Origin of the sequence: Segnochrobactrum spirostomi (assembly GCF_009600605.1) — a bacterium.
GTDB classification, from domain to species: Bacteria; Pseudomonadota; Alphaproteobacteria; order Rhizobiales; family Segnochrobactraceae; genus Segnochrobactrum; species Segnochrobactrum spirostomi.
In genome coordinates, this window is record NZ_VWNA01000001.1 from 2,154,550 (window position 1) to 2,178,200 (window position 23,651).

Annotated in this window: 22 protein-coding genes and 1 tRNA gene; 11 read left to right on the forward strand and 12 right to left on the reverse strand. The window is 68.7% G+C overall.

What is annotated here, in order from left to right; all coding sequences use genetic code 11:
* The first annotated feature begins 111 nt into the window (after positions 1-111).
* Positions 112-885 (forward strand): alpha/beta hydrolase, encoded by a 774-nt coding sequence (locus tag F0357_RS09720; protein ID WP_153480391.1) that lies wholly within the window; start codon positions 112-114, stop codon positions 883-885.
* Positions 886-920: 35 nt separating this feature from the next.
* Here F0357_RS09720 and F0357_RS09725 read toward each other — a convergent pair whose 3' ends face one another.
* A complete protein-coding gene (locus F0357_RS09725) occupies positions 921-1,859 on the reverse strand; it encodes a site-specific tyrosine recombinase XerD (protein ID WP_153480393.1) in 939 nt (312 codons plus the stop codon).
* Between the two features lie 247 nt (positions 1,860-2,106).
* Here F0357_RS09725 and F0357_RS09730 point away from each other — a divergent pair, with 247 nt between their 5' ends.
* Together F0357_RS09730 and F0357_RS09735 are read left to right on the forward strand one after the other, a co-directional pair.
* Positions 2,107-2,472: a hypothetical protein gene (locus F0357_RS09730; protein WP_153480395.1), complete on the forward strand. Its 366-nt coding sequence runs from the start codon at positions 2,107-2,109 to the stop codon at positions 2,470-2,472.
* A gap of 591 nt (positions 2,473-3,063) precedes the next feature.
* Positions 3,064-3,153: transfer RNA gene (locus F0357_RS09735), tRNA-Ser, on the forward strand.
* Positions 3,154-3,288: 135 nt separating this feature from the next.
* Here F0357_RS09735 and F0357_RS09740 read toward each other — a convergent pair.
* The 5 genes from F0357_RS09740 to F0357_RS09760 form a co-directional block, all read right to left on the reverse strand.
* A complete protein-coding gene (locus tag F0357_RS09740; RefSeq protein WP_153480398.1) occupies positions 3,289-4,290 on the reverse strand; it encodes an oxidoreductase in 1,002 nt (333 codons plus the stop codon).
* Positions 4,291-4,352: 62 nt separating this feature from the next.
* Positions 4,353-4,925 (reverse strand): TetR/AcrR family transcriptional regulator, encoded by a 573-nt coding sequence (locus tag F0357_RS09745; RefSeq protein ID WP_208948279.1) that lies wholly within the window; start codon positions 4,923-4,925, stop codon positions 4,353-4,355.
* 193 nt (positions 4,926-5,118) lie between these two features.
* Positions 5,119-6,507 carry a hypothetical protein gene (locus F0357_RS24485; RefSeq protein ID WP_153480404.1) on the reverse strand — a complete coding sequence of 463 codons (1,389 nt, stop codon included), beginning with the start codon at positions 6,505-6,507 and terminating at the stop codon, positions 5,119-5,121.
* Positions 6,508-6,833: 326 nt separating this feature from the next.
* Entirely contained in the window at positions 6,834-7,493 is a 660-nt protein-coding gene (locus F0357_RS09755) for a DUF1345 domain-containing protein (RefSeq protein WP_153480407.1), read from the reverse strand.
* A 294-nt stretch (positions 7,494-7,787) separates the two neighbouring features.
* Complete coding sequence (locus tag F0357_RS09760) at positions 7,788-8,567, reverse strand: SDR family NAD(P)-dependent oxidoreductase (protein WP_153480409.1); 780 nt, start codon at positions 8,565-8,567, stop codon at positions 7,788-7,790.
* Between the two features lie 156 nt (positions 8,568-8,723).
* Between F0357_RS09760 and F0357_RS09765 the strand changes: the two genes are divergently transcribed.
* Complete coding sequence (locus F0357_RS09765; protein WP_153480412.1) at positions 8,724-9,326, forward strand: TetR/AcrR family transcriptional regulator; 603 nt, start codon at positions 8,724-8,726, stop codon at positions 9,324-9,326.
* 31 nt (positions 9,327-9,357) lie between these two features.
* On the opposite strand, the gene F0357_RS09770 is transcribed toward F0357_RS09765, so the two are convergent.
* Positions 9,358-10,251: a LysR family transcriptional regulator gene (locus F0357_RS09770; protein WP_153480415.1), complete on the reverse strand. Its 894-nt coding sequence runs from the start codon at positions 10,249-10,251 to the stop codon at positions 9,358-9,360.
* A 101-nt stretch (positions 10,252-10,352) separates the two neighbouring features.
* Between F0357_RS09770 and F0357_RS09775 the strand changes: the two genes are divergently transcribed.
* Positions 10,353-10,994, forward strand: coding sequence for an NADPH-dependent F420 reductase (locus F0357_RS09775; protein ID WP_153480419.1), 642 nt, complete (start codon positions 10,353-10,355; stop codon positions 10,992-10,994).
* A 26-nt stretch (positions 10,995-11,020) separates the two neighbouring features.
* On the opposite strand, the gene F0357_RS09780 is transcribed toward F0357_RS09775, so the two are convergent.
* On the reverse strand, positions 11,021-12,112 hold the full coding sequence (locus F0357_RS09780; RefSeq protein WP_153480422.1) for an Acg family FMN-binding oxidoreductase: 1,092 nt from the start codon (positions 12,110-12,112) through the stop codon (positions 11,021-11,023).
* Positions 12,113-12,350: 238 nt separating this feature from the next.
* Here F0357_RS09780 and F0357_RS09785 point away from each other — a divergent pair, with 238 nt between their 5' ends.
* From F0357_RS09785 to F0357_RS09795, 3 genes are all read left to right on the forward strand, one after another.
* The gene (locus tag F0357_RS09785) at positions 12,351-12,647 is read left to right on the forward strand and encodes a putative quinol monooxygenase (protein ID WP_153480425.1); all 297 of its coding nucleotides are present in this window, start codon (positions 12,351-12,353) and stop codon (positions 12,645-12,647) included.
* Between the two features lie 22 nt (positions 12,648-12,669).
* Complete coding sequence (locus F0357_RS09790) at positions 12,670-13,365, forward strand: helix-turn-helix transcriptional regulator (RefSeq protein WP_153480429.1); 696 nt, start codon at positions 12,670-12,672, stop codon at positions 13,363-13,365.
* Between the two features lie 75 nt (positions 13,366-13,440).
* The gene (locus F0357_RS09795) at positions 13,441-13,815 is read left to right on the forward strand and encodes a VOC family protein (RefSeq protein WP_153480432.1); all 375 of its coding nucleotides are present in this window, start codon (positions 13,441-13,443) and stop codon (positions 13,813-13,815) included.
* 19 nt (positions 13,816-13,834) lie between these two features.
* On the opposite strand, the gene F0357_RS09800 is transcribed toward F0357_RS09795, so the two are convergent.
* Positions 13,835-14,656: a hypothetical protein gene (locus tag F0357_RS09800; RefSeq protein WP_153480435.1), complete on the reverse strand. Its 822-nt coding sequence runs from the start codon at positions 14,654-14,656 to the stop codon at positions 13,835-13,837.
* Between the two features lie 291 nt (positions 14,657-14,947).
* Complete coding sequence (locus tag F0357_RS09805; protein WP_153480438.1) at positions 14,948-15,883, reverse strand: arginase family protein; 936 nt, start codon at positions 15,881-15,883, stop codon at positions 14,948-14,950.
* A 252-nt stretch (positions 15,884-16,135) separates the two neighbouring features.
* Between F0357_RS09805 and F0357_RS09810 the strand changes: the two genes are divergently transcribed.
* Positions 16,136-17,023 (forward strand): helix-turn-helix transcriptional regulator, encoded by an 888-nt coding sequence (locus tag F0357_RS09810; RefSeq protein ID WP_246161418.1) that lies wholly within the window; start codon positions 16,136-16,138, stop codon positions 17,021-17,023.
* On the opposite strand, the gene F0357_RS09815 is transcribed toward F0357_RS09810, so the two are convergent.
* On the reverse strand, positions 16,984-18,516 hold the full coding sequence (locus tag F0357_RS09815; RefSeq protein ID WP_153480441.1) for a 4-hydroxyphenylacetate 3-hydroxylase N-terminal domain-containing protein: 1,533 nt from the start codon (positions 18,514-18,516) through the stop codon (positions 16,984-16,986). The two genes, F0357_RS09810 and F0357_RS09815, sit on opposite strands and share 40 nt — an antisense overlap.
* 326 nt (positions 18,517-18,842) lie before the next feature.
* On the reverse strand, positions 18,843-20,219 hold the full coding sequence (locus F0357_RS09820) for a dicarboxylate/amino acid:cation symporter (RefSeq protein WP_153480449.1): 1,377 nt from the start codon (positions 20,217-20,219) through the stop codon (positions 18,843-18,845).
* Positions 20,220-20,494: 275 nt separating this feature from the next.
* Between F0357_RS09820 and F0357_RS25190 the strand changes: the two genes are divergently transcribed.
* Both F0357_RS25190 and F0357_RS09830 read left to right on the forward strand, forming a co-directional pair.
* Positions 20,495-22,279 (forward strand): sensor histidine kinase, encoded by a 1,785-nt coding sequence (locus F0357_RS25190; protein WP_153480451.1) that lies wholly within the window; start codon positions 20,495-20,497, stop codon positions 22,277-22,279.
* Complete coding sequence (locus F0357_RS09830) at positions 22,276-23,646, forward strand: sigma-54-dependent transcriptional regulator (protein ID WP_153480453.1); 1,371 nt, start codon at positions 22,276-22,278, stop codon at positions 23,644-23,646. The genes F0357_RS25190 and F0357_RS09830 overlap by 4 nt, the downstream gene beginning before the upstream one ends.
* Positions 23,647-23,651 lie beyond the last annotated feature (5 nt).

Here is a 23,651-nt window from a genome sequence, read left to right on the forward strand (position 1 = left end):
GCCCGCCGAAAGGCGGCGCGCTTGGGCTTTTCCGATCGCGCCGGACGTGCCATCACGGCGGCGCCGGCCGTGGGCGATCTCCGACCCGGGCCGTGGAGGACGAGGTTTAGGATGGCTCAGGCGGCGCCGCAATTCCTCACCGTCGGAACGGGCAAGGCCGCGCGCCGCATCGCGGTGCTGCACCGGCCGGGGTCCGGACCGGGGGTTCTCTTTCTCAGCGGCTATCGCTCCGACATGCGCGGTTCCAAGGCCGAGGCGCTCGACGCCTGGGCGGCGCGCAGCGGCCGCGCCTTCACCCGGTTCGATTATTCCGGCCACGGCGAGGCGGGCGGGCGCTTCGAGGAAGGCACCATCGGCCGCTGGTTCGAGGAGGCACAGGCCGTCTTCTCGACCTATGCCTCGGGGCCGACCATCGTCGTCGGCTCGTCCATGGGCGGCTGGCTCGCCCTCCTGCTCGCCCGCGCCCGGCTCAAGGCGGGCCGCCCGCTCGCCGGGCTCGTGCTGATCGCCCCGGCCCCCGATTTCACCGAGGACCTGATGTGGGCGCGCATGCCCGACGACGTGCGCGCAACGCTGATGACCGAGGGTGTCTATCTCCAGCCGACCCCTTATGCGCCCGAGCCCTATCCGATCACCCGCGCCCTCATCGAGGACGGCCGCAATCATCTCCTCCTCGGCGGTCCGATCGAGACCGGCTGCCATGTCGAGATTCTCCAGGGCCTCGCCGACGAGGACGTGCCGTGGAGCCATGCGCTGCGCCTCGTCGATCGCCTCGCGACCGACGACGTGGTGCTCTCGCTCGTCAAGAATGCCGGCCACCGGCTGGCGCGCCCGGAAGACCTCGAGCGCATGATCGGCGCGGTCGAGGCGATCTCGGCGGTCTGAGGCGCAGCCGCCGGGACCTCCCTTCACCCCGCCCTTCAGCCCCGGGCGCCGCGCGTCGCGAGCGGGTGGTGATCGGTGACGAGCTTCGTCAGCCGCTCGTCGAGCACGTGGGTGTAGATCTCGGTCGTCGAGATGTCGGCGTGGCCGAGCAGCGCCTGGACCACGCGCAGGTCCGCCCCGCCGGCGAGCAGGTGGCTCGCGAAGGCGTGGCGCAGCACGTGGGGCGAGATGCGCGCCGCCGCGATGCCGGCCGCGGCGGCGACCGTCTTGAGATCGCGGCCGAAGCTCTGGCGGGAGAGATGCCCGCTCTCGGATGCGGCGGGGAACAGCCACGGGCTCGCCCCCGGCGCCACCGCCTTGCGCAACGCGACATAGTCGGCGACTGCCGCCTTCGCCCGCTCGCTCAAGGGCACCAGCCGCTCCTTGCCGCCCTTGCCGCGCACGATGATGACGGCGAGATCGGGCCGCGCCGCAGAGGCCGGCAGGCCGACGAGCTCGGACACGCGCATGCCCGTCGCATAGGCGAGTTCGACGAGGGCGACGAGCCGCGCCGCCGCGAGCCGGCGGGCGGGGGGCAGATCGTCCCGCCGCGCCTCCTCGCCGGCGCGGTCGAGGAGGGCGATCATCTCCTCCGCGCCGACCACCTTCGGCAGCGGCCGCCGCTTCTTCGGGGAATCGACGATCGCGGTCGGGTCGTCCGTCCGCACCCCTTCCGCGTGGAGGAAGCGGTGAAACCGCCGCAGCGCCGAGAGACGCCGGGCCTGGGTGGTCGAGGCGAAGCCGCTGTCGGCGAGGCTCTTCAGATAATCCGTCACGTCGGCGCGGGCCGCCTCGTGCAGCGCCCGGCCGCGGCGATCCAGAAAGCCGCCGAAATCCTCGAGGTCGCGGCGATAGGCGGCCAGCGTGTTCTCGGCGGCACCACGCTCGGCCGTCATCATTTCCAGGAACGCTTCGAGATGGCGCCCGCCGCGCATGGTTCGTCTCCGCCGCCGCGGCGGACCGGCCCGCCGCGCTCCGATCCTGCCCCGGCGCGCCTTTCGGGAGGGTGAATGTTAAGGCTGGTGCAACGGATGCGCTTGTCGTCCGCGCCCACCGTGTTAACCTGTTCCAAACAGAGGGTGAACGCGAGGGCCGCGTTCGAAGGGCGAGACGGCAAAGCCGCCGCCGGCTGGACGCGGTTCGAACAGGGGCCGAAAGGCTCCGCAGCGGAGGAGTGCCGTGATGGGGACCGAACGATCCGAGGGCCGACCCGCCGAGCGCTCGCTCAAAGAGCGTTTCCTGTCGCTTCGGGCGATGGCACTGCGGGACGTGTCGGCCGGCACCGGGGCCGTCGCGCTCGGCGCCGGCTTCGCCGACACGCCGTGCCGCATCGACGAGCCCGGCGCGCCGGCTTTGTCTGCCACCGCCGACCGCGCCCGCCGCATCTCGAACCGGCTCGCCGCCTTCGCAGGGGCCTTCGCCTTCATCGGCGGGACGGCGATCGCCTGCCCGTTCGATGCCGACGAAGCCGCCGAGGGCGACCGCCTCGAAAGCGCCGACGAGGCCACCGGCTTCATCCCCCGCAGCGCCCTGCCGTTCGGCGACTGAGGCCGAGCGGGCGGAGAGCGATCCCCTCAGCAGAGGGCGGGCGACGGATGTGCGCCGATCCGGCCCTGATCGGGCTGGGATCAGACGAAGAGCCGCGGGTCATTGCGCGATGTCGGCGGCCCAGAACGGACTGCCGGCTGACGCGCGCGTCCGAACCTCGGCAAGACCCCGGCCTTTCCTTCCGCCATCCCGATCACCGCCGCCCCGGCCGCGCCGCGCCCTCCATGAGGCCGGCTGCAGCGTGTTGTGCGCCTGAGACGGCCTGAGCGGGGACGCAAAGCGCGATTTGGCTGATGGCGTAAACGCAGAGCCCACTCAGGGGCTTGAATGTCGGAGTTGGATCGCGCCGGCGCCGAGGTCCCGATCCTTTGGCGCCATTGCCGGATCGGGTAGGCGGGACCCCCGCAGGATCCGACCGGCGGGGCCGGTGGACGGGGGCCGCTGCGGCGGAGATTGTCGGGAGCTTTTCCCCATCCCCCGCTCGGTGACGAACACCGCTTGCGGCGGCGGGATGCGCTGTGTATGGTCCGCGCCGCTTATCGACCCATCGGCGCCCGAATTTCGGGTGCCGACGCTGCCCAGAGCGGCTGCGGAGAGGTGCCAGAGTGGTCGATTGGGACGGTCTCGAAAACCGTTGTGCGTGCAAGCGTACCGTGGGTTCGAATCCCACCCTCTCCGCCATTTCAAGCGATATGCGTTCAGAATATCCGAGGTCGAACCGACGCTCGGGCGGACGGAAGAGTCCCTGACGCGCGAGCGTCGTGCCCCCTCCCCACGCGAGGTCTCGCGGCGTCCGATCAAAGTGCGCCGCCCCCCTCACCCTCCGACGTCGAAGCGGATACCGGTCAACTGTTCGGCGGTGGTCCAGAGGCGGCTCGCGAGCGCGCAGTCGGTCGAGGCCGGCGGCAGTTTCGCCGGGGCCGGATCGCCTTTGATCTCGCGGATCCCGTTCGGCCCGTAATAGCCGCCGGCCAGGGCCTCGGGTGCGGTCGCGGCGAAGAGCTCGGGCAGCGCTCCTTGGCGAGCGCTGTGGCCGATCAGCGGCATGAGAAGGGGTCCTAGGAGCTTGTAGATGCCCTTGAGGTTCGCCTGCAGGTTCGTCACGGCGATGCCGGGATGGGCCGCGAGGCTCGCGATCGGCGATCCCGCAGCGCCGAGCCGCCGCTGGAGCTCCAGCGCGAAGATGAGATCGGCGAGCTTCGATTGTGTATAGGCACCGTTGAGCGGCGAATAAGCGCGTTCGCCTTGCAGATTGTCGAAGGCGATCTTGCCGCCGTGGGCCGCGATGCTCGAAAGCGTGACGATGCGGGTGCCGGCGATCGGCTTCAGGCGGGGAAACAGCAGAGCCGTCAGGGCGAACGGTCCGAGGACGTTCGTCGCGAATTGGCGCTCGTAGCCGTCTTCCGTGATCTCCCGCCTCGGCAGCGCCATCACCCCCGCATTGTTGATGAGGAGATCGAGTGAAGGGCCGGGGAAGCGCTCTTCCACCATCGCCGCGAAGGCGCGCACGCTGTCGAGCGAGGCGAGGTCGAGGAGGGCGGGCGTGAGATCGGCGGCGGGCACCGCGGCGCGGATGCGGCGGATGGCGTCCGCGGCCTTCGCCTCCGAGCGGGCGGGCAGGATGATCGCCGCGCCGTGGCGGGCGAGCTCCAGCGCCGCTTCGAAGCCGATGCCGGAATTGGCGCCGGTGATGACGACGCGGCGCCCGTGCTGTGGCGGCATCTGATCCGCCGTCCACGACCGGCCGGTCGAGGCCGATGCCGAGGGAGAGGGGGAAGATTTGGGGGCGGGCGCGGTGGTGGCGCTGGGTCGGGTCATGTGCAGTCCCTTCTTCGACAGATTATGAGTGATTGCTCACTCAATCATTAGGCAAATCGAGATCACGCGCCGCCGATAGCCCGCCAGAACGCTTCGAAGCCGCGGCGGCGATGGGCCGGGTGGGCGCCGCGGTCTGCCTCGATCCGATCGATGGTCATTTCGGCCAACGCCTCGAACACGGCGGACGTGAAGTCCGGAGAGGTCGCGTGCGCCGGGTCGGCGCCGGCGCCCTCGAACAGGGCGCCGGCCATGGTCGTCATCGCCGGCAGGGTGGCGTTGCGGCTCTCGGCGGTGATCGTCTCGGACACCCGCAATTGCTTGAGCGCGCGCCTTTTGTCCGCGTGCGCCACGCCCCAATCGACATAGGCGGACCACACCGCCTCCCACCGGCCGGGCCGGTCGTCGCGCGCCTGAAACGCCGCCATCACGGCGTCGACGAGGTCCTGCTTGAGCCAGACATAGAGCGCGTTGAGGAGAGCGTCCTTGGTCGGGAAATATTTGAAGACGGTGCCGTCGGCGACGGACGCGGCCTGGGCGATCTTCGCCGAGCGCGCCGCGAGCCCGTCGGCCGCGACCCAATGCGCCGCCGCCTCCAGGATCGCCGTCCGCTTGTCCTTGCTGAGCGCCCGCGCCACGACCCGACCTATAATGAGTGCCTGCTCACTTTTTACGTCAGGGGCGGGGCGGTGGCAAGGGGGGCGGGGCGGTGGCAAGGGGGGCGAGAGGGGGAAGCGGGAGCGCAGAAGCGTTCGGCGTGCCGCCAATAGGACGGAGGCCTCCTGAACGATGGCCGTCAGCACCCACTCCTCTATCCTACGGTTTCGAAGCTCAATCTGGGAGCCATGCGCAATGGCCCCAATGCTGCGCATATCGGCTCGCGAACTCTCTCATTTCCCGAACATTGGCCTGAGGTGTCAGGCACGCCCGAGCGCAGGTGGCGACGACATCCCGGTATAAGGCAAGCGAAACCGGCCGGATGCCGTGGTAATTCATCATTAGGCGGTGGAGGTGTTCCGTAATAGCCTCGCCGCGGGGCGTCATGACAATGGTCGGGGGAGTGCCATAAGCATTGATCAAGACGTACCGCCAACTGGGATCGGCCTCCCCCTGCGCCGGAACGAGTTCACAAGGGCAGGCATCGCCGCCTCCCGAAATCTCCTCATAGAGCGCTTGAATCGCCTGAGCTTTCCTAGCGATCAGAACGTAAGGTCCCGCAGGCGTATAGCTCTGCATACGTTCGTCGTATTCTATACCCAGCAAGCGTGATAGGTCGTCTCGAGCGGTTTCATCCAGGCCCGTCCGTTCCGACGTAAACCATTGAAGTTGGCGCAATGTGATACCGACTGTCGCTGCCACCTCTTTCGGCGGGTTGGGCCAGCACGCTATCAGGTACTTCGCGATTTCAGGCGTGTTGTCGCGCTCCTGGGAGGCCGGCATTTCGTAATCATCTTCGTCGGCGTCATCGTAGGGCGCCGGCCCCTTAAGTAACCAACTTCGGCCGCTAAACCCATCGTTGTGGAAATAACGCGGCTGATCTGGCGGGAGCGACATCTCCCAAGATGACAGCCATGTGCCTGCTTTCCAGCAACCACCTTCGAGAGGGAGGGATGGCGGAACGCGCATTGGTAAATTTAACCACTTCTCGATACGCATCTCCAGTTTTGTTTTGCTTAATCCATCATCCGTGCGACGTGCATTCCAGGCATGGTCGTCTCGCGCATCCTGACAAAGCGCCTCGATGCATGCGTTCAACGAAAGATCGATCGGCTTATGTCGTTGCGAAAGCCAGCGGGAGCAGTCGTGAGCCCAACGAAGCGATGCGGGAACGGTCTTATCCTTGGCGCCAGCAATCTCAAGGCGGATACCGATCCCAGCTAGATAGTCCGCCAATCCGGGATCAGACAGCGCCAGAGAGCCGTTGACACGAAGAACATCTGGCGTGCCACGCAGCCCTTCTGCGTCTCCCCAGGCTGTCAGCAGCACTTCACGGAGAGATTTCGGTTCATCGACCGGCGAAAATGTCAGCCATCGGATCGGCAGGCCGGCGACGGTGACGCCGTAGAGAAGGATAGGCGCCAGCTCGCGTTGCCTTGCATCCGCCAGTCTTATCGGATCGCGCACAGCGACGATGCCATAACGCGGATGATGGAAAAGGAACTTGGCGATCGAGACGTAAAAATGATGCTCTCGGCTTTCTTGGGCTCTTTGATCATTCATCGTCGATTCCAAACCTATCAACCGACTGCATTGGGAGTTATGTAAAGTTTTTTGTGATGCGTTTTATTCATCACATGCTGTCGCAGCTCCGCCACTCCACGCCTTAGCGATGGTGGCGAGATGCAGGTCGGAGGTCTCTGAGACGCCGCGCCTAGCTGCAGTTTAGGAAGCGCATGGACGCGCGCAATAGGTCCATGAGTTCGACGTATATACGTAGAGCGCGTTGTTCCGCACCGAGATCAGACGCAGCGCGACCCTGAAAGCATAAAGAAATACGAAATAAATGCTAGCCCCGCCGTCCTGGTGTGCGCTTGATCCGAATACCCTCAGCCGCTCAGCGTGTTGATGCTGAAGGCCAGGATGCCGATGTTGAAGATGAAGGCGGCGAGGCAGTGGAAGGTCACGGCGCGGCGCATCGCCGTCGTGGTCACGTCGACGTCGGCGGTCTGGAACGTCATCCCGAGGCAGAACGCGAAATAGATGAAGTCCCAATATTTGGGCTCTTCGGTCTCTGGAAAGCGCAGGCCACCGGCGTCCTCGCGGCCGTCGGGACGGAAATAATAGAGATGGGCATAGTGGATGGTGTAGACGGTGTTGCTGAAGAACCAGGCGAGCACCAGCGTCACCGAGATCAGCGCGATGGTTGCCGAACTGGCGCGGCCCTCTTCCAGCCCCTCGCTGACCACCACGGTCAGGATCAGCAGAATCATGAGGAACGTGAGCCCCAGCAGAACCGGCTGGTTGGCGTCGTTGTGCTTGGCGTTCGCGCGCAGATCGTTGGGCCTGTCGTCCAACAATCCGTAGCACGAGACCAGGAAGGTGACCGCGGCGACGTCGAACCCGATCATGAAGCCGAGACGCCAGCCGAGAAACGAGATCGCCACGCTCGCGACCGCAATCAGCACGAGCCCGAAGGCGATGAAGCGCGGCGGCGCGATGATGTTGCCGATGCCGCGGGCCTTCAGTCTCGATCGGTGCGGCGTCATGCGATTTCGGTCTCCAGGGAGGCAGCGCGATGATGCGCGGCGCGGGCGCCGGCGGGTCCGGCGTCTCGCGGGATGCGGATCCGACGCTTTATGCCCCGATGGCGGTGCGATTGACATCACCCATCGGGGCCTTGCCGTCCCTGAATGATCCCCGGCGCCCGCGGCCGCGGCGGCGCTTCGGCGTCGCGGCACGTGGGGGTCGCGGCACTTGGGCGTCGGGGCGAGGGATCTGCCTCCGGCGTGCTCCCGGCGACGGCCTGGGCCGCCGCCGGGGGCGCCTGTCTCCGGCCGGCCTCAGATGCCGAGGCCGCCGGCCATGTTGATCTGCTCGCCACTGATGTAGCCGGCCGAGGGGCCGGCGAGGAAGCAGACGGTGTCGGCCACCTCCTCCAAGGTCGCGATGCGGCGGATCGGGTGCATGTCGAGAATGCCCTCACGGTTCGGCAGCTCGCCCGCGACCTCGGCGGCCATGTCGGTCGGCATGATGCCCGGCTGCACGACGTTCACCGTGATGTCGCGGCGGCCGAGCTCGCGGGCGATGCCCTTGGCGTAGCCGGCGAGCGCCCACTTGGTGCCGGCATAATCGGCGACGCCCGGGAAGGGGACGACGGAGCCGAGCCGCGAGCCGATGAAGACGATCCGCCCGCCGTCGGTCAGCTTCGGCGCGGCGGCGCGGGTGACGGCGATCGTCCCGAGCACGTTGACCTGCCATTGGCGGTTATAATGGGCGCCGTCCAAGGTGGGGTCGTCGACACTCTGGCCTTGGATCGCGATCCCGGCATTGTTGACCAGGATGTCGAGCCGGCCGAATTCGTCGATCACGCGGTCGATCAGAGGTTTGGCGACATCGAGGTCGGACTGGTCGGCCTTGACCGCGAGAGCGCGGACGCCCTTTGCCCGCAGACCCGCGACGACCGCCTCGGCCTTTTCCGCGGAGGCAGCGTAGGTGATGGCGACATCCGCACCGCGGTCGGCCAGGGCGGCGGCGATGGCGGCACCGAGACCGCGTGAGCCGCCGGTGACGAGGGCGACCTTGCCGGCGAGCGAGGGCGACGCGTTCGAGGGATCGGCCATGGGAAATCCTTTGCGTGCGGAGACGGGCAGGCGCCGCGCCCCGCGGGTTCGGTTTCAATTTGTAATGGCCATTACAATAACGATTGGTATGAAATGTGGACGGCGGCCGTCAAGCGGTTTAATAATTGCCGTTATGAAAAAGCCCGAGGCCCGCTGATGGGTCGCCATCGCGAATTCGACGTCGATAAGGCGCTCGACGCGGCCCTGTGCGTGTTCTGGCGCAAGGGCTACGAGGGCGCGTCGTATTCCGATCTGACGCAGGCGACCGGCGTCGAGCGGCCGGCGCTCTATTCGGCGTTCGGCAACAAGGAGGCGCTCTTCCGCCGCGCGCTCGCCCGCTATTACGACACCTATCTCGATTATCTGCCGGCTGCCCTGGCGCTGCCGACCGCCCGCGAGGTCGTCGCCCACATCCTGTACGGCGCGGCCGAGCTCAACACCCGCTACGAAAACCACCTCGGCTGCCTCGGCATCAACGGGGCGGTGGCCGGCTCGGACGAGGCGGAGCCGATCCGCCAAGCCTTGGTCGAGGCGCGCGCCGCAGCGGGCGCGCAGTTGCAGGCGCGGCTCGAACGGGCGAAAGCCGAGCGCGACCTGCCGGAGACGGCGAAGCCGGACGCCCTCGCCGCCTTCGTCATGGCGGTCGTCCACGGCATGGCGGTGCAGGCGAAAGCCGGCTTCTGCCGCGCCGCCCTCGAAGCCGTGGCCGAACAGGCGCTAGCGACGTGGCCGGTCGGCGCGGCCGACGGCAAGCCCTGACCACGTCGCAAGACCCGGCCGCGCCGTTGCCTCACGCCGGTCCGAACTCGGTGAGGAGGGCGTCGACGAAGGACTTCACCTTGACCGTCGGGCGCCGCCCGGCCGGGTAGAGAACGTGCATCGGGCGGACCGGCCCTTGATAATCCGGCAGGACGCGGACAAGCCGACCGGCATCGATCTCCCCTTGCAGCACGCTCTCCGGCCCGAGGGTGACGCCGTAGCCCTCGATCGCCGCATGGAGCAGGATCTTCCAATCGTTGCTGCGGATGCGCCCGTGCGCCCGCACCGCCTCGGTCCGGCCGTCGCGGGCGAACCGCCATTGGCTCGGGACCGACGGCGACCAATAGGCGTAGACGAGACATTCGTGCGCCTCGAGCTCGGCCGGGGTCGCAGGCGTGCCGCGCCGGGCGAGATAAGCCGGCGCGGCGCAGGCGATCAGCCGGTATGACGCGAGCGGGTGGGCGATGAGCGAGGCATCCTCGAAGACGCCGATGCGCACGAGCACCTCGAAGCCCTCCTCCAGCGGATCGACGAACCGGTCGCTCAAGGTCAGGTCGATGCTCATCTCGGGAAAGCGCGCCAGGTAGCGCGTCACGAACGGGGCGAGGCTGAAGGCGCCGAAGGTCACGGGTGCGTTGACCCTGAGCACACCGTTCGGCTGGGAGCGCATGTCATGGGCGAGCGCCTCCGCCGCCTCGGCCTCCGCCAGCACCAGCTTGCAGCGCTCGTAGAAGGCGCGGCCGACATCGGTCAGGCTCTGCCGCCGTGTGGTGCGGTGGAGGAGGGTGGTGCCGAGCCGGTCCTCGAGGAAGACGACGTGCTTCGCCACCATCTGCGCCGACATCCCCGTCGCCTCGGCGGCGGCCGCGAAGGAGCCGAGATCCGCCGCCTTGACGAACACCGCCATGCTGGTGAGCCGGTCCATGATTCAACCCGTTCAGTTGGGAATGCCATTTCAAGATAGAGATTTATCGCCATGCAGCGATGAATAGCATCGCCGGGACCATCCATCTCGGAGCGATCATCATGAAAATCGGGATCATCGGCGCAGGCTTCGTGGGCCGTGCCGTCGGCAAGCTCGCCGTTCGCGCGGGCCACCAGGTGATGTTGAGCAATTCGCGCGGGCCGCAGACGCTGTTCAGCCTGCGCTACGGGATCGGCTGCGAGGTCGGCACCGTCGAGGAGGCGGCGGCGTTCGGCGATATCGTCGTGGTGGCGATCCCGCTCGCGGCCTTCCGCTCGGTTCCGCCCACCCCGCTCGCGGGCAAGGTCGTGATCGACACGGACAATTATTATCCCCAACGCGACGGCCGCATCCCGGAGCTCGATGCCGGGACGACGACCACGAGCGAGCTGCTGGCCGAGCACCTGCCGCAATCGCGCATCGTCAAAGCCTTCAACGCCGTCACCATGAACGACCTCGAAAAGGACGGGCGGCCGGCCGGATCGCCGGATCGCCGCGCCTTGCCGCTCGCAGGCGACGATCCCGAAGGCAAGGCGATCGCCGCGGCGCTCTACGACGAATTCGGCTTCGACGCGGTCGATGTCGGGCCGCTCGGCGAAGGCTGGCGGTTCGAGCGCGGCCGGCCCGTCTATTGCGTGCCGCTGACGGCCGCCGCGCTCAAGGATGCGCTGGCGAAGACGGTTCGGGTGGACCAGCCGGCCTGAGGTCTGCACCGGCACTGGTCGCCCGTTTACGCGAGAACCGCCCCGACCGGGCGCCGGGGTGAGAATGGACGCGCCGGACCGTAGCCGAAGCGCAGCACGGCGTCGGGGCGAAGCCCCGGCTCCCCGGCGAGCGCGGCGAGGTCCGGCCGCAGCCGCGCCACCTCCACCGGCTGGTTGACGAAGGCGAGCTTGAGTCCGAGTGCCGTCGCGGTGAGGGCGAAGCGTTGGCAGGCGCGGCCGACGGCGATCCAAGACGCGCGGTCGGCGGCCGCGCCGAAGAAGATCGCGGCGCCGGCGGAGGAGCGCATCTGCGCGGCATATTTGTCCGCCTCGCCGGCCGCCGTCACGAACAGATCGAAGGCGAGGTGGCCGAGCGGGTCGGGCAGAACCGGGCTGCCGGCCGCCGCGCCGTAGAGCCCGTCGCCGTGGCGCATCGCGCTCGCCGGGTTGAAGCGCAGCCAATGCTTCAGTTCGCTCGAGAAGGCCGGATCGCCCATCTGCGCGTCGTTCCCGGCGACGACGAGGTCGCCGAGCCGCGCCATGGCGGACCGCTCCGTCAGGATGACGCAGCGGACGCCGTCTCCCAGCGCCGCCCGCTGGAGCGCCTCGATCGCGTCGGGAGCGACGGGGCGCCCGTCATAGACCGCCCGGCACGATTGTCGGGCCGGGATGGCAGCGGAGAGGGCGTCGGGCCTCGGCTCCCCCACTGTGAAGGTGTAGCGGATCATGCCGTCCGCCCCGGTCTCCAGCACCCCCGGGCGGCCCGCGGCCGTGCCGGCGCGGGCGAGATTTTCCGCGGCGCAGCCGAGGCTGACGAAGAGGTGGTGATCGTCGGGATCGACCACCGGCGTCGCGCGGGTCATATCGGGCAGGATGTCGATCGTCCCCGGCCCGACGCGGAAGCGCCACGGCTGGGTGTTGTGTCCGTTCGCGGCGAGCGTCGCGGCGCGGATCAGATCGGCGGCGGCCGGGTCCTGCGGCAGCGGCGCCCGCAGCGCCGCCTGATAAAGCCGATAGGCCTCCTGCGACCCGACCGAGGCGCGCCAACCCCAGGCTCCGCCGGCCCCGATCGCCACGACCCCGCCGGCTGCCGCAAGGAGTACCTCGCGTCTGGTCATTGCCCATCTCCTTTGCCACGACGATAGACGGGCGCTTGGAGCCGTCCCTGATCGAGGTCAAGGCACGCCGGGCGCCGCACGAACGGAGACCGCGACCATCGCTGCCCCGAGGGTGGCACGATCGGTCGTGCCTTTGCGTGAGATCGCGGACGATCGGCGCTATGCTCCCGCGGCCGCGCGACCGAGCGGTGCCGGACCGACCGTCGTCGCGGCCCATTCCCCGACAGGAGACATCACCATGTCGAACCCCGTGAAGATCATCGCGACGCTGGTGGCCAAGCCCGGCAACGCCGACGCCCTGCGGGCGCTCCTCGACGACCTCGTCGCCGCGAGCCGCACCGAGCCGGGCAATCTGCGCTACGATCTGTGGCAGGATTCGGCGGATCCGAACCGCTTCGTGGTCGACGAGCTCTATCGGGACGACGCGGCCGTCGCGGCGCACCGGGCGAGCCCGCACTTCCAGACCTACGGGCCGAAGATCGGAGACCTCGCCGAGCTCGGCCTTCTGGTTCTCAACCCCGTCGCGCTCGCCTGAGGCGGGCGCTCCCGTCAGGCTCATGTCGCGGTCCGAGCGGCTCTTCGATCTCCTCCAGGCGCTGCGGCGCCACCGGCGGCCGGTCAGCGGGCGGCAGCTCGCGGACGAGATGGGCGTGAGCCTGCGCACCCTCTATCGCGACATCTCGAGCCTCCAGGCCCAGGGGGCGACGATCGAAGGGGAGCCCGGCGTCGGCTACGTGCTGAAGCCGGGCTTTCTGCTGCCGCCGCTGATGTTTCCGCCGGAGGAGATCGAGGCGCTGGTGCTCGGGTCGCGCTGGGTGGCGGAGCGCGCGGACGATCGGCTCGGCGAGGCGGCGCGCAGCGCGCTCGCCCGGATCGCGGCGATCCTGCCCGCGGATCTCCGCGACGAGCTCGACGCCTCCACCCTGCTCGTCGCCTCGGGCGGCGAACGCCCCGTGCATGCGGTCGATCCGGCGCTCCTGCGCAAGGCGATCCGCATCGAGCGCAAGGTCTCACTCGCTTATTGCGACGGCGCGGGGGCGCACACCGAGCGCGTCGTCTGGCCCTTCGCCCTCGCCTTCTTCGAGCAGGTCCGCGTCCTCCTCGCCTGGTGCGAGCTGCGCCAGGATTTCCGCGCCTTCCGCACCGACCGCGTCGGCGAAGCCGTGGTGCTCGAAGCCCGCTATCCGCGGCGCCGGCAGGCTCTCTTCAAGGCGTGGCGCGAGCAGCAGGAGATACGCCGCCGGATGGGATGAAGCGATGATGCTGACGGAAATTGGCAGCATCGGCTCGTAAGGTCTCCCCGCCCCAAGACACGGCAGGAGCCTTCGATGTTCGCCCCCAGCGCCCTTCTTCTTCCCGTCGCCGACCCGTCGGCCAGCGCCCGATTCTATGCCGAGATTCTCGGCCTCGCCCCCGTGGAGGCGAGCCCGACCTTCGTGCTGTTCGTGCTTCCCTCGGGCCTCGCGCTCGGGCTTTGGGACAAGGCGGGCGTCGTCCCGGCGCCCACTGCCGCCGCCGGGTGCCTCGAGATCGGCTTCAAGGTGGCGAACGGCGCGGGCGTCGACGCCGCCCACGCGGATTGGCGGGCGAAGGGCTGCATGATCGCTCTCGCGCCGACCGATCTCGATTTTGGCCGCAGCTTCGTGGCGCTCGATCCCGACGGCCATCGGCTGCGGGTCTATGCCCTCTACGAGGAGGTCTGAGTCCCTCCCTTCGTCGCGATTACCCCTGCACGCCGTCTTCGAAGGCGGCGATGAAGGCGGCGAACAGCACGATATAGGCGCGGGTCACGACGGAGCGCAGCGCCGGGCCGGGGAGGTAGCCGCCCCGGGCGCGCGACAGTGTGGCGAGCCCGAGGCTCTCGGCCTGACGCAGGATGTCCGAGACATGGGGCCGGGAAACCACGAACTGGGCCGCGAGAGCCTGGATCGAGACCGGCCCGTCGGAGTTCGTCAACAGCGAGGCGAGAATGGCGAACCCGGCATCGCGCTCGATGACCGGGGCGATCTCGGGGGCGAGATGCAGCGCCCGCATGCCCGCGCGAAAGCGGAGCATGATGGCCCGCGTGCAGGGGCCGAACAGCACCGCGTCGGGGACATCGACGGCCGCCGCCGCGGTCTCCGGCATGATGTGGCGGATCGCCCCGAAAAGCGTCTCCCAGCGCTCCCGATGGAGCGAGAGCAGCGTCTCCGTCGGCGCGAGCGGGCGCTCGCGGCGATCGCCCCCTGCCACCGGTTCGACGAGCTTGCCGAAGCGCATCGCGGCGAGAACGGCAGTCGCGCGGCCGGGGCTGCACAGGTCGCAGGCGACCGCGTCGCGGCGAAGCTGCGCCGCGGTGAAGCCTCGCCCGGCATTCTCGTTGAAATGCAGATCGAGGATCATCATCGAGATCATCTGACGACCGCGGTCGTTCAGCACCCGGTTGCGGATCCAGCTTCCTTGGAAATTGCGCACCGCCTGGGCGGAGGCGGCGTCGACCGCGAGCGGCAGCTTGGGATGATTTGCGACCGCGAGCACTCGCTCGCGACCGAGCAGTTCGAACACGGTCGAGCTGCCGGGAAAATCCTCGATCCCGCGTTCAGGCTCGATGCCATCGCCGGTTGACTCGACGATAGTCCGGTTCTGACCAAAAACTTGCATTGTCGTACTGGACGGTTCGGTGGCACGAATCGGTCGGTAAGCCGGGAGGCGCGTACGGTCCAACCAGACTTCGCGCATCGCTCCGCCATTGGCAAGCCTCGCTTGGGCTCGCGAGCGCTTCTTTTTGACTGCGCTCGCCCCCGTGCCGTCCTGCCTTGCGTCGCGATGCCGGCGGCAAAGGCTGCCCCCGAAATCCTAAGACGCACTCAGTGCCGCGCCGATCGCGATGAGGGCGAGACGGCCCGCCGTAATCGCCGAGATCCGGTTGGCGAGGTCGAACGACGGCGCGAGTTCGACGATGTCGAGCCCCACGAGCGGGCCGCTGCGGGCGAGGGTCTTCAGGATTGGAACAACCTGCTCCAAGCGCAGGCCGCCCGGCGCCGGCCCCGCCACGCCCGGGATCACCGACGGATCGAAGCCGTCCAAATCGACCGTGAGATAGAACGGCCCCTTGCCCTCGAGCGTGGCGAGGACGGGGCCGAGCCCGTGTTCGTGCACCGCGTCGGCGGTGAAGAGCTGAGCGCCCCAGCGGGTCGCGGCCTCGACTTCGCCGGCGCGTGCGCTGCCGGTTCCCCGCAGGCCGATCTGGGTCATGCCGCTGATCCAGGGCAGTTCGGAGGCGCGCCGCATCGGGCTGCTATAGCCGAGCCGCGCGCCGCGCACCTCGTCGCGCCAGTCGAGGTGGGCGTCGATCTGCACCACATGGACGGGTCGGCCGACCGCCTCGAGGGCATGAACGGCGGGAATCGTCACGCCGTGATCGCCGCCGAGAATGACGCTGAGCGTCGCGGTGCGGAATTGCCGGGCGAGGGTCGCGACGCAAGTGTCGAAATAGGGGCGGAAACCGTCGTCCCCAAGCACCAGATTGCCGCCGTCGCGGCCGCCGTTCGGGAGAACGGCGCGCAAGGGCCCGCCGAGGTGGAAGTCCCAATGATCCGCGCCGTCCCAGAACTGGTGCGATTGGCCGCGGATGGCGTCCGGCCCGGAGGCCTGATCGTTCGGCTGCGGCTCGCCGGAATAGGGCTCGCTGGCGGTGACGCCGAGGATGGCGGCGGGCACCGGTGTCCATCGCGCCGGGTCGGTGTCGACCGTCCAGTCAATGAAGGGGCGAGCGGGTGCGACGAGCGGCATCGAAATCTCCTCCGGTTCGCGCCGAACTTAGACGATTGTCGCCCCGCGCGCAGGGTGGGCGACCTCAGGCGCAGAGCCGCGGCGCGGATGAGACGGCGAACGGCGCCCGGACGCGACGAGCGCCGGGTCCGAAGGCCAGGCGGAAGGTCTTGCCGGTCCTGACGAAGAGGCGCATGCCCGCCGGCCTTTTGGGCTAGAATTGGATTCATGGTCCCCACTCTGGGGTCCGAATAACCGGGAGATCATACCGGTATGAACATCACCATGAAGCCGGATGTCGCCGGCCTCGGCGGTTTTCTGCGCGATCGGCGTGCCCGTCTCGTCCCCGATGCGGGTCTCGCCGGACGCCGGCGCACGCCGGGTCTGCGGCGCGAGGAAGTGGCGGCGCGGGCCGGGGTCAGCGTCACCTGGTACACGTGGCTCGAGCAGGGCCGTGGCGGTCCTCCGTCCGACGAAGTGCTGGAGCGGCTCGCCCGGGCCCTCGAACTTGATGCGGCGGGGCGTGAGGCGCTCTTTCTGCTCGCCCGCCAACGGCCGCCGCCGATCGAGCCGGCGCCGTCCTCACCCGTCACTCCCGCGGTTCAGCGGGTTCTCGACGGCCTCGCCACCAGCCCGGCCTTCGTCAAGACCGCGGCCTGGGACGTCGTCGCCTGGAATGCGGCCGCCTGCGTGGTGTTCGGCGATTACGACGCGATTCCCCCGGCCGAGCGCAACGGCCTGCGCCGTCTGTTCGGCGACCCCGCGCACCGCGCCCGCCTGCCCGACTGGGAGGAGATCGCCCGCTTCGCCGCGGGCGTGCTGCGGCTCGACGTGACGCGGGGGTTCCCCGACGCCATCGCCCTCGCCGCCGAACTGCTGGAAACGAGCGCGGAGTTCCGCCGCGTCTGGGCGGCAGGCGAGGTGCGGACCCAGGGCAGCGGCCTCAAGCGCATGCTGCTCCCGGGGGGCGGGCTCGTCACCTTCGATTACGCGACCTTCGCCGTCGACGGCGGCCCCGGCCTCTCGATGATGGTATTCTCGCCGCTCTCCGAGACGGACGCGCGCACCATCGCCGACCTCGTCGCCCGACGAGCCGAACAGGCGGCGACGGATCCCCGTGCTCAGGCCCAGGCCGGATCAACCCAGCCGTTCTCGTCATAATCGGCGAGGCAGCGGTCGACGAGACCGTCCATCTCGGCGAACGAGCCGTCGAAACGTGCGATCGACTGGAGGCGCAACTTCACCTCCTCGTGGTTGCCGAGATAATTGCGCTCGTAGAGCTCGTGCCGACCGCCGAACTCGCTGCCGACTGCGTCCCAGAGCAGCTTCATGATCTTGATCCGCTGACGGTGATCGATGCCGTTCGAGCCGCGGACATAGCGGGCGAGGTAGGGCTCGATCTCGGAATTGTCGAAATCGCGCGAGGTCGAGGGCATGTAGATCAGAGCCGAGGCGACGATCTTGTGCACGATCTCCTTCACCCGTCCGTAGGCGTCGGGGGCGAGCGCCCGGTAGGCGAGGGCGGCTTGGAGATTCGGCAGCATGGCGCCGCCCGCAAACTGGGTCGGACAGGCTGCCATGGCATTGCTCAGCGACCAGAACAGATGGCGGTAGGCGATGACCTCGCCGAGCATCACCTGGTTGCCGCGGAACTCGTCGCCGCTTGTGGCGTGCAAGGCCTTCGAGATCAGGCCGGCCATGAAATCGAGCTTCACCGCGAGCCGCGTGCAGCCATGGAAGGCCATGCCCTGCATGAAGCCGGCGGCGAGCGGAAAGTCCGGCGGCAGGCTCTCGGTGCGGTAGACGAGGACGTTCTCCCACGGGATGAAGACGCGGTCGAACACGATGATCGCATCGTTCTCGTCGAACCGAGAGGCGAGCGGGAAATCGAACGGCGTGCCGGTGGCCTTCGCCTGCTGTTCGTAGGAATTGCGGCAGAACAGCTTCAACCCTGGCGCGTCGATGGCGGCGAAGAACATCATCGTCAGGCTCGCCACCCCGTTGTCGACCGGGCCGTGGTGCTGCAGGAAGGCATAGTGCGAGGTGGCGGCGGACGTCGCCACCACCTTGGCGCCGGAGACGCGGATGCCCGCGTCCGTCTCTTCATCGACGTGGAGATAGACCTCGCGCGTCTCGCTCGGCGGCCGCGCCCGGTCCACCGGCGGATTGACGAGCGCATGGCTGACGAACAGGACCTCGTCCTGGACCCGCTGGTACCAAGCCCGGGCGTTCTCGGCGAACGGGCCGTAATAATCGGCGTTTGGGCCGAGTGTGTTGATGATCGAGGCCTTGTAGTCCGGCGTGCGCCCCATCCAGCCGTAGGTCATGCGCGCCCAGCCGCCGATCGCGCGCTGCTGTCCTTCGAGATCGGCGACCGAGGACGCGGAGCGGAACGAGCGATGGGTAAATCCCCCATTGGGGGTATCGGTCGGGCAGGTGAGATCGCCGGCCGTCTCCGGCGCGTGAAGCGCATCATAGAGCCGGGCGAGAGAACGGGCCGAGTTTCGGAAACCCGGGTGTTCTGTTACGTCGCCGACCCGCTGCCCATAGATGAAGACATTGCGATCGTCTCGCAGGCTCTCGAGATAGCCCGCGCCCGTGAACGGGGCGATGCGATCGACCGGCTCCGCAAGAGCCGCTTGGATATTCAGCATCGTCTGCCCCCAGATCTCCGCGGAGGCGCGCGAGCACACCGAATTTCGAGGCGCACGAAGAGACGACGCGCTTCGACTTAGGCGGTCAACGGCTCAATACGGCACCTCATGCGGCGGGACACTAGAACGCCGATGGGGCGCGGGGAATGATGAAGTTTGGGTCGATCTCGCCCGCGGCCGAATTCATGCGGTGGGACGGTCGCGATCATCGACCGGCCGCGCGTGCCGGGGAACCTGCAGGGGGCGGGCCGGGGAGGCAGTTCGAACGAAAAGGCCCGGCGTACGGCCGGGCCCTTGGTCGATCCGTGCGCGGGTCGCGACGCCGCTCACTCCGCCGGAACGGGCGGGAGGTGCGGAAGGGGCATGCGCTCGTCCTCCGAGGCGAGATCGGAGACGTCTTCGGGCAGGCGGCCGGCGAGGGCGGCCTTGAGGCGGGCGGTGTCGAGCTCGCCCTCCCAGCGGGCGACGACGATGGTCGCGACCGCGTTGCCGATGAAGTTCGTCACGGCGCGGCATTCGGACATGAAGCGGTCGATGCCGAGGATCAAGGCGAGGCCGGCGACCGGCACGGCCGGCACCACCGACAGCGTGGCGGCGAGGGTGATGAAGCCGGCGCCGGTGATGCCCGCGGCCCCCTTCGAGGACAGCATCGCGACGAGCAGCAGGAGGACCTGATCCTGCAGCGACAGGTGGATGTCCATCGCCTGGGCGATGAACAGCGCCGCCAGCGTCATGTAGATATTGGTGCCGTCGAGGTTGAAGGAATAGCCGGTCGGCACCACGAGGCCGACCACCGACCGCTTGCAGCCGGCGGCCTCCAACTTTTCCATCAGGCTCGGCAGCGCGGCCTCCGACGAGGAGGTGCCGATGACGAGCAGGATCTCTTCCTTGATGTAGCGGATGAGGGCGAAGATCGAGATGCCGTTGTAGCGGCACACGGCGCCGAGCACGAGGACGATGAACACCGCGGCGGTCAGGTAGAAGGTGCCGATCAGCATCGCCAAGTTTGCGACCGAACCGATGCCGTACTTGCCGATGGTGAACGACATGGCGCCGAACGCCCCGATCGGCGCGGCCTTCATCAGGATCGCGACCAGCTTGAAGACCGGCACGGTCAGGTTCTGGAGGAAGTCGGTGATTGGCTTGCCGCGCTCGCCGACGAGGGCGAGGGCCGTGCCGAACAGCACGGAGAAGAACAGAACCTGGAGGATGTCGCCCGAGGCGAAGGCGCCGGTGACGGTGTCCGGAATGATGTTCTGGAGGAAACCGACCACGCTCGCGTCATGAGCCTTGGTGGCGTAGGTCTGCACCGCCTTGGCGTCGAGGCTGTTCGGATCGATGTGTAGGCCGGTGCCGGGCTGGATCACGTTGCCGATGATGAGGCCGATGACGAGCGCCAGCGTCGAGAAGCAGAGGAAATAGAGCATCGCCTTGCCGGCGACGCGCCCGACCTTCTGCATGTCGGTCATGCCGGCGATGCCGGTCGCGACGGTCAGGAAGATCACCGGCGCGATGATCATCTTCACGAGCTTGATGAAGGCGTCGCCGAGCGGCTTCAGGGCGGCCCCGGTCTCCGGCCAGAAATGGCCGACCGTGATGCCGACCGCGATGGCGAACAGCACCTGGACGTAGAGCTGCTGGTAGAACTTCTTCGGGCGGGCGGACGGCGAATGGCCTGCCGCAGCGGGGGCGATGAGCGCCATGATTTCCTCCGACGATGGTTTGTTGGTTCTTGGCGAAACAGCGATTCCGCTTGAGCAACCGGCGTGCCAGCCGGCGGCGTTCAGAAATCATGTTTAAAATCAATGTTTTATAGAGGAGTCCGATCGGGGGCCCGACGCCCTATGTGCGAAAATCCGCACGCATTCGCTTGCCTCATGCGGAAAATCGCGCAAGATGGGGGATGACGTCGTCGCCCGATCCGTCCCCGTCCGACCAACCAGAAGTCCGTGCGCCGCGCCCGGCGAAGTGGCCTTGGGTGGTGTTCGCGCTGGTCGCGCTCGGCCTCACCGCCGGGGCGATGACGGGTGCCGCCGATGTCGGCCGCTCCCGGGCGCTAGCCGACGTGCGGAGCCGGTCGGAGAACGCCGCGACCCTCGCCCTCGCGGTGCTGCGCGGCGAGCTCGAAAAGCAGCGTGCGGTGCCGCTCATCCTCGCCCGCGACCCGGATGTGCGCCGGGCTTTGGTGGGAAGCGACCGCCGCGCGCTCGACGAGAAATTCGACGCCATCGCCGCGGAGACCCGGTCCTCGGTGATCTACCTGCTCGACCGCGACGGCGTCGCCATCGCCGCGTCGAACTGGGACGAGCCGCAGAGTTTCGTCGGGTCGGATTATGCTTTCCGCGATTATTACCGCCAGGCGATGGTCCACGGCACCGCCGAGCAATTCGCCCTCGGCACGGTGAGCAGGCGGCCCGGCCTCTATATCTCCCGCCGGATCGACGGCGCGGACGGTCCGCTCGGCGTCATCGTCGTCAAGGTGGAGTTCAACCGGGTCGAGGCGGACTGGACGGCGCTCGGCGGGCAGGCTTACGTCACCGACGCCCGTGGCGTGGTCCTGCTGTCCACGGTGGAGAGCTGGCGGTTCGACGTCGAGCGGCCGCTCGCGCCGGAGGCCGCCGCCGACATCCGCCGCTCGCTGCAATTCGGAGCGGCGCCGCTCGAGCCGCTCAGGATCAGCCATGACGGCGGTCTCGTCAGCGCCGCCGGCCTGCGGGGGCGCTTCGTGGAGGCGACCGAGGTGGTTCCGACCACCGACTGGACGCTCGACGTCCTGCTGCCGGCCGACCGTGCCATTCGCTCGGCCCAGACGAGCCTCCAGATCGCCGCCGCTTTGGTCCTGATGCCCGGCCTCGGCGCGGCCGCCCTGGTGATGCGCCGCCGGCGCCGCGCCCAGGCCCGGCTCGTCGCCGCGGCCCGCATCAAGGCGGAACTCGAGCAGCGGGTCGCCGAGCGGACGGCCGAACTCGCCGGCGCCAATGCCCGGCTCATGGAGGAGATCGCCGAGCGCGGCCGCGCCCAGGAGCGGCTCTCCGACGCGCGTGAGGAGCTCGCCAAGGCGAACCGGCTCGCGACCCTCGGGCAGGTCACCGCCGGCGTCGCCCACGAGATCAACCAGCCGCTCGCCGCCATCCGCACCTATGCCGAGAATGCCCGCGCCTTCCTGAAGCGCGACGACCCCACGCCGGCCGACGGCGCGCTCGGCAAGATCGTCGCGCTCACCGAGCGGATCGGCGCCATCACCGACACGCTCCGCGGCTTCGCGCGGCGCGGCGACGGAACGACCGAGCCCACCGCACTCGCCGATGCCATCGTCGGCGCCTTGATGATCCTCGACGCGCCGCTGCGTCAGGCCGGCATCCGCCCCTCGCTCACCGCCGTCCCACCGGATCTCAAGGTGATGGCGCGCCGCGTCGAGCTCGAGCAGGTGCTGGTCAACCTGATGCGCAACGCCATCGAGGCGCTGTCCGCCTCCGCCGCGCCGGCGGGCGGGGACAACCCGGCGGCGCCGCTCGCGGTCGGGGTGCGGGTCGAGGGCGAGCGTGTCGTCGTCGCCATCGCCGACCGCGGACCGGGCCTGACGGAACCGGAGGTGGCGGCGTTGTTCACCCCGTTCCGCACCTCGAAGCCGAAGGGCCTCGGCCTCGGTCTCGTTATCTGCCACGACATCGTCGCCCGCTTCGGCGGCACGCTCACCGCGGCGTGCCGGCCGGGGGAGGGCTGCGTCTTCACCATCGTTCTCCAGAGGGCGTCTCAACCATGAGCGGGCAGGATCCGGCCGGCCTCGATGTCGTGTTCGTCGACGACGACGACGACCTGCGCGACGCCAACGTGCAGGCCTTGGAGCTCGCCGGCTTCCGGCCGCGCCCCTTCTCGTCCGCCGCAGGCGTGGCGGAGAGCCTGAGCGTGGATTTTCCCGGTGTCGTCGTCACCGATGTGCGACTGCCCGGCATCGACGGCATCGAGCTTTTTCGCCGTATCCGCGCCCTCGATGCCGACCTTCCGGTGGTGCTGATTTCCGGCCATGCCGATATCGCGATGGCGGTGGAGGCGATGAGCGAGGGCGCCTACGACTTCATCGCCAAGCCCTATGCGGGCGACCGGCTCGTCGAGACGCTGCGGCGCGCGCTCGAGAAGCGGGCCCTCGTCATTGAGAACCGCCGCCTGCGCGAGCTCGCGGCGGCGGAAGGGGCGGCGGAGAGCGAGAGCGCCCTGATCGGCGAGGCGCCGGCCATGGTGCGGCTGCGCCAGATGATCCAGGACCTCGCCGACGTCGATGTCGACGTCCTGGTGCTGGGCGAGACCGGGACCGGCAAGGAGGTCGTGGCGAACCTGCTCCATCGCCTCGGCCGGCGGCGGCGGCATCCCTTCGTCGCGCTCAATTGTGGGGCGCTGCCGGAGACGGTGATCGAGAGCGAATTGTTCGGCTATGAGGCCGGCGCCTTCACCGGCGCGCAGAAGAAGCGCATCGGCCGCATCGAGCATTCGAGCGGCGGCACGCTCTTCCTCGACGAGCTCGAAAGCATGCCGGCGAGCGCGCAGGTGAAGCTTCTCAGGGTGTTGGAGGCCCGCGAGATCGCCCCGCTCGGCTCCAACGAGCTGCGGCCGGTCGATCTGCGCGTCGTCGCGGCCACAAAGGTCGATCTCGCCGATCCGGCGGCGCGGGGCGATTTCCGCACCGACCTTTTCTATCGCCTCAACGTGGTGACCCTGCGCATCCCGCCCTTGCGGGAGCGGCGGCGCGACGTGCCCTTGCTGTTCGCCCACTTCCTCGCCCGGGCGGCGCGCAAATATGGCCGGCAGCCGCCGAAGCTCGACCGTGCGATCGAGCGCCATCTCGTCGAGAACACGTGGGCGGGCAATGTCCGCGAACTCGTCCACTTCGCGGAGCGGGTCGCGCTGGGGCTGCCCGAGACCCGGCCCGCGGCGCGTCCGGCGGGCGGTGCCGAGCCCCAGAGCCTGCCGGAGCGGCTCGGAATCATCGAGGCCAACATGATCCGCGAGGCCCTGGAGGCCCATCGCGGAGACGTGCGGGCGACGCTGGAGGCGCTCGGCATCCCCCGCAAGACCTTCTACGACAAGCTCGCCCGTTACGGCATCGAGCGCGCCGCCTACGAGGCGGAGCGGTAAGCCGC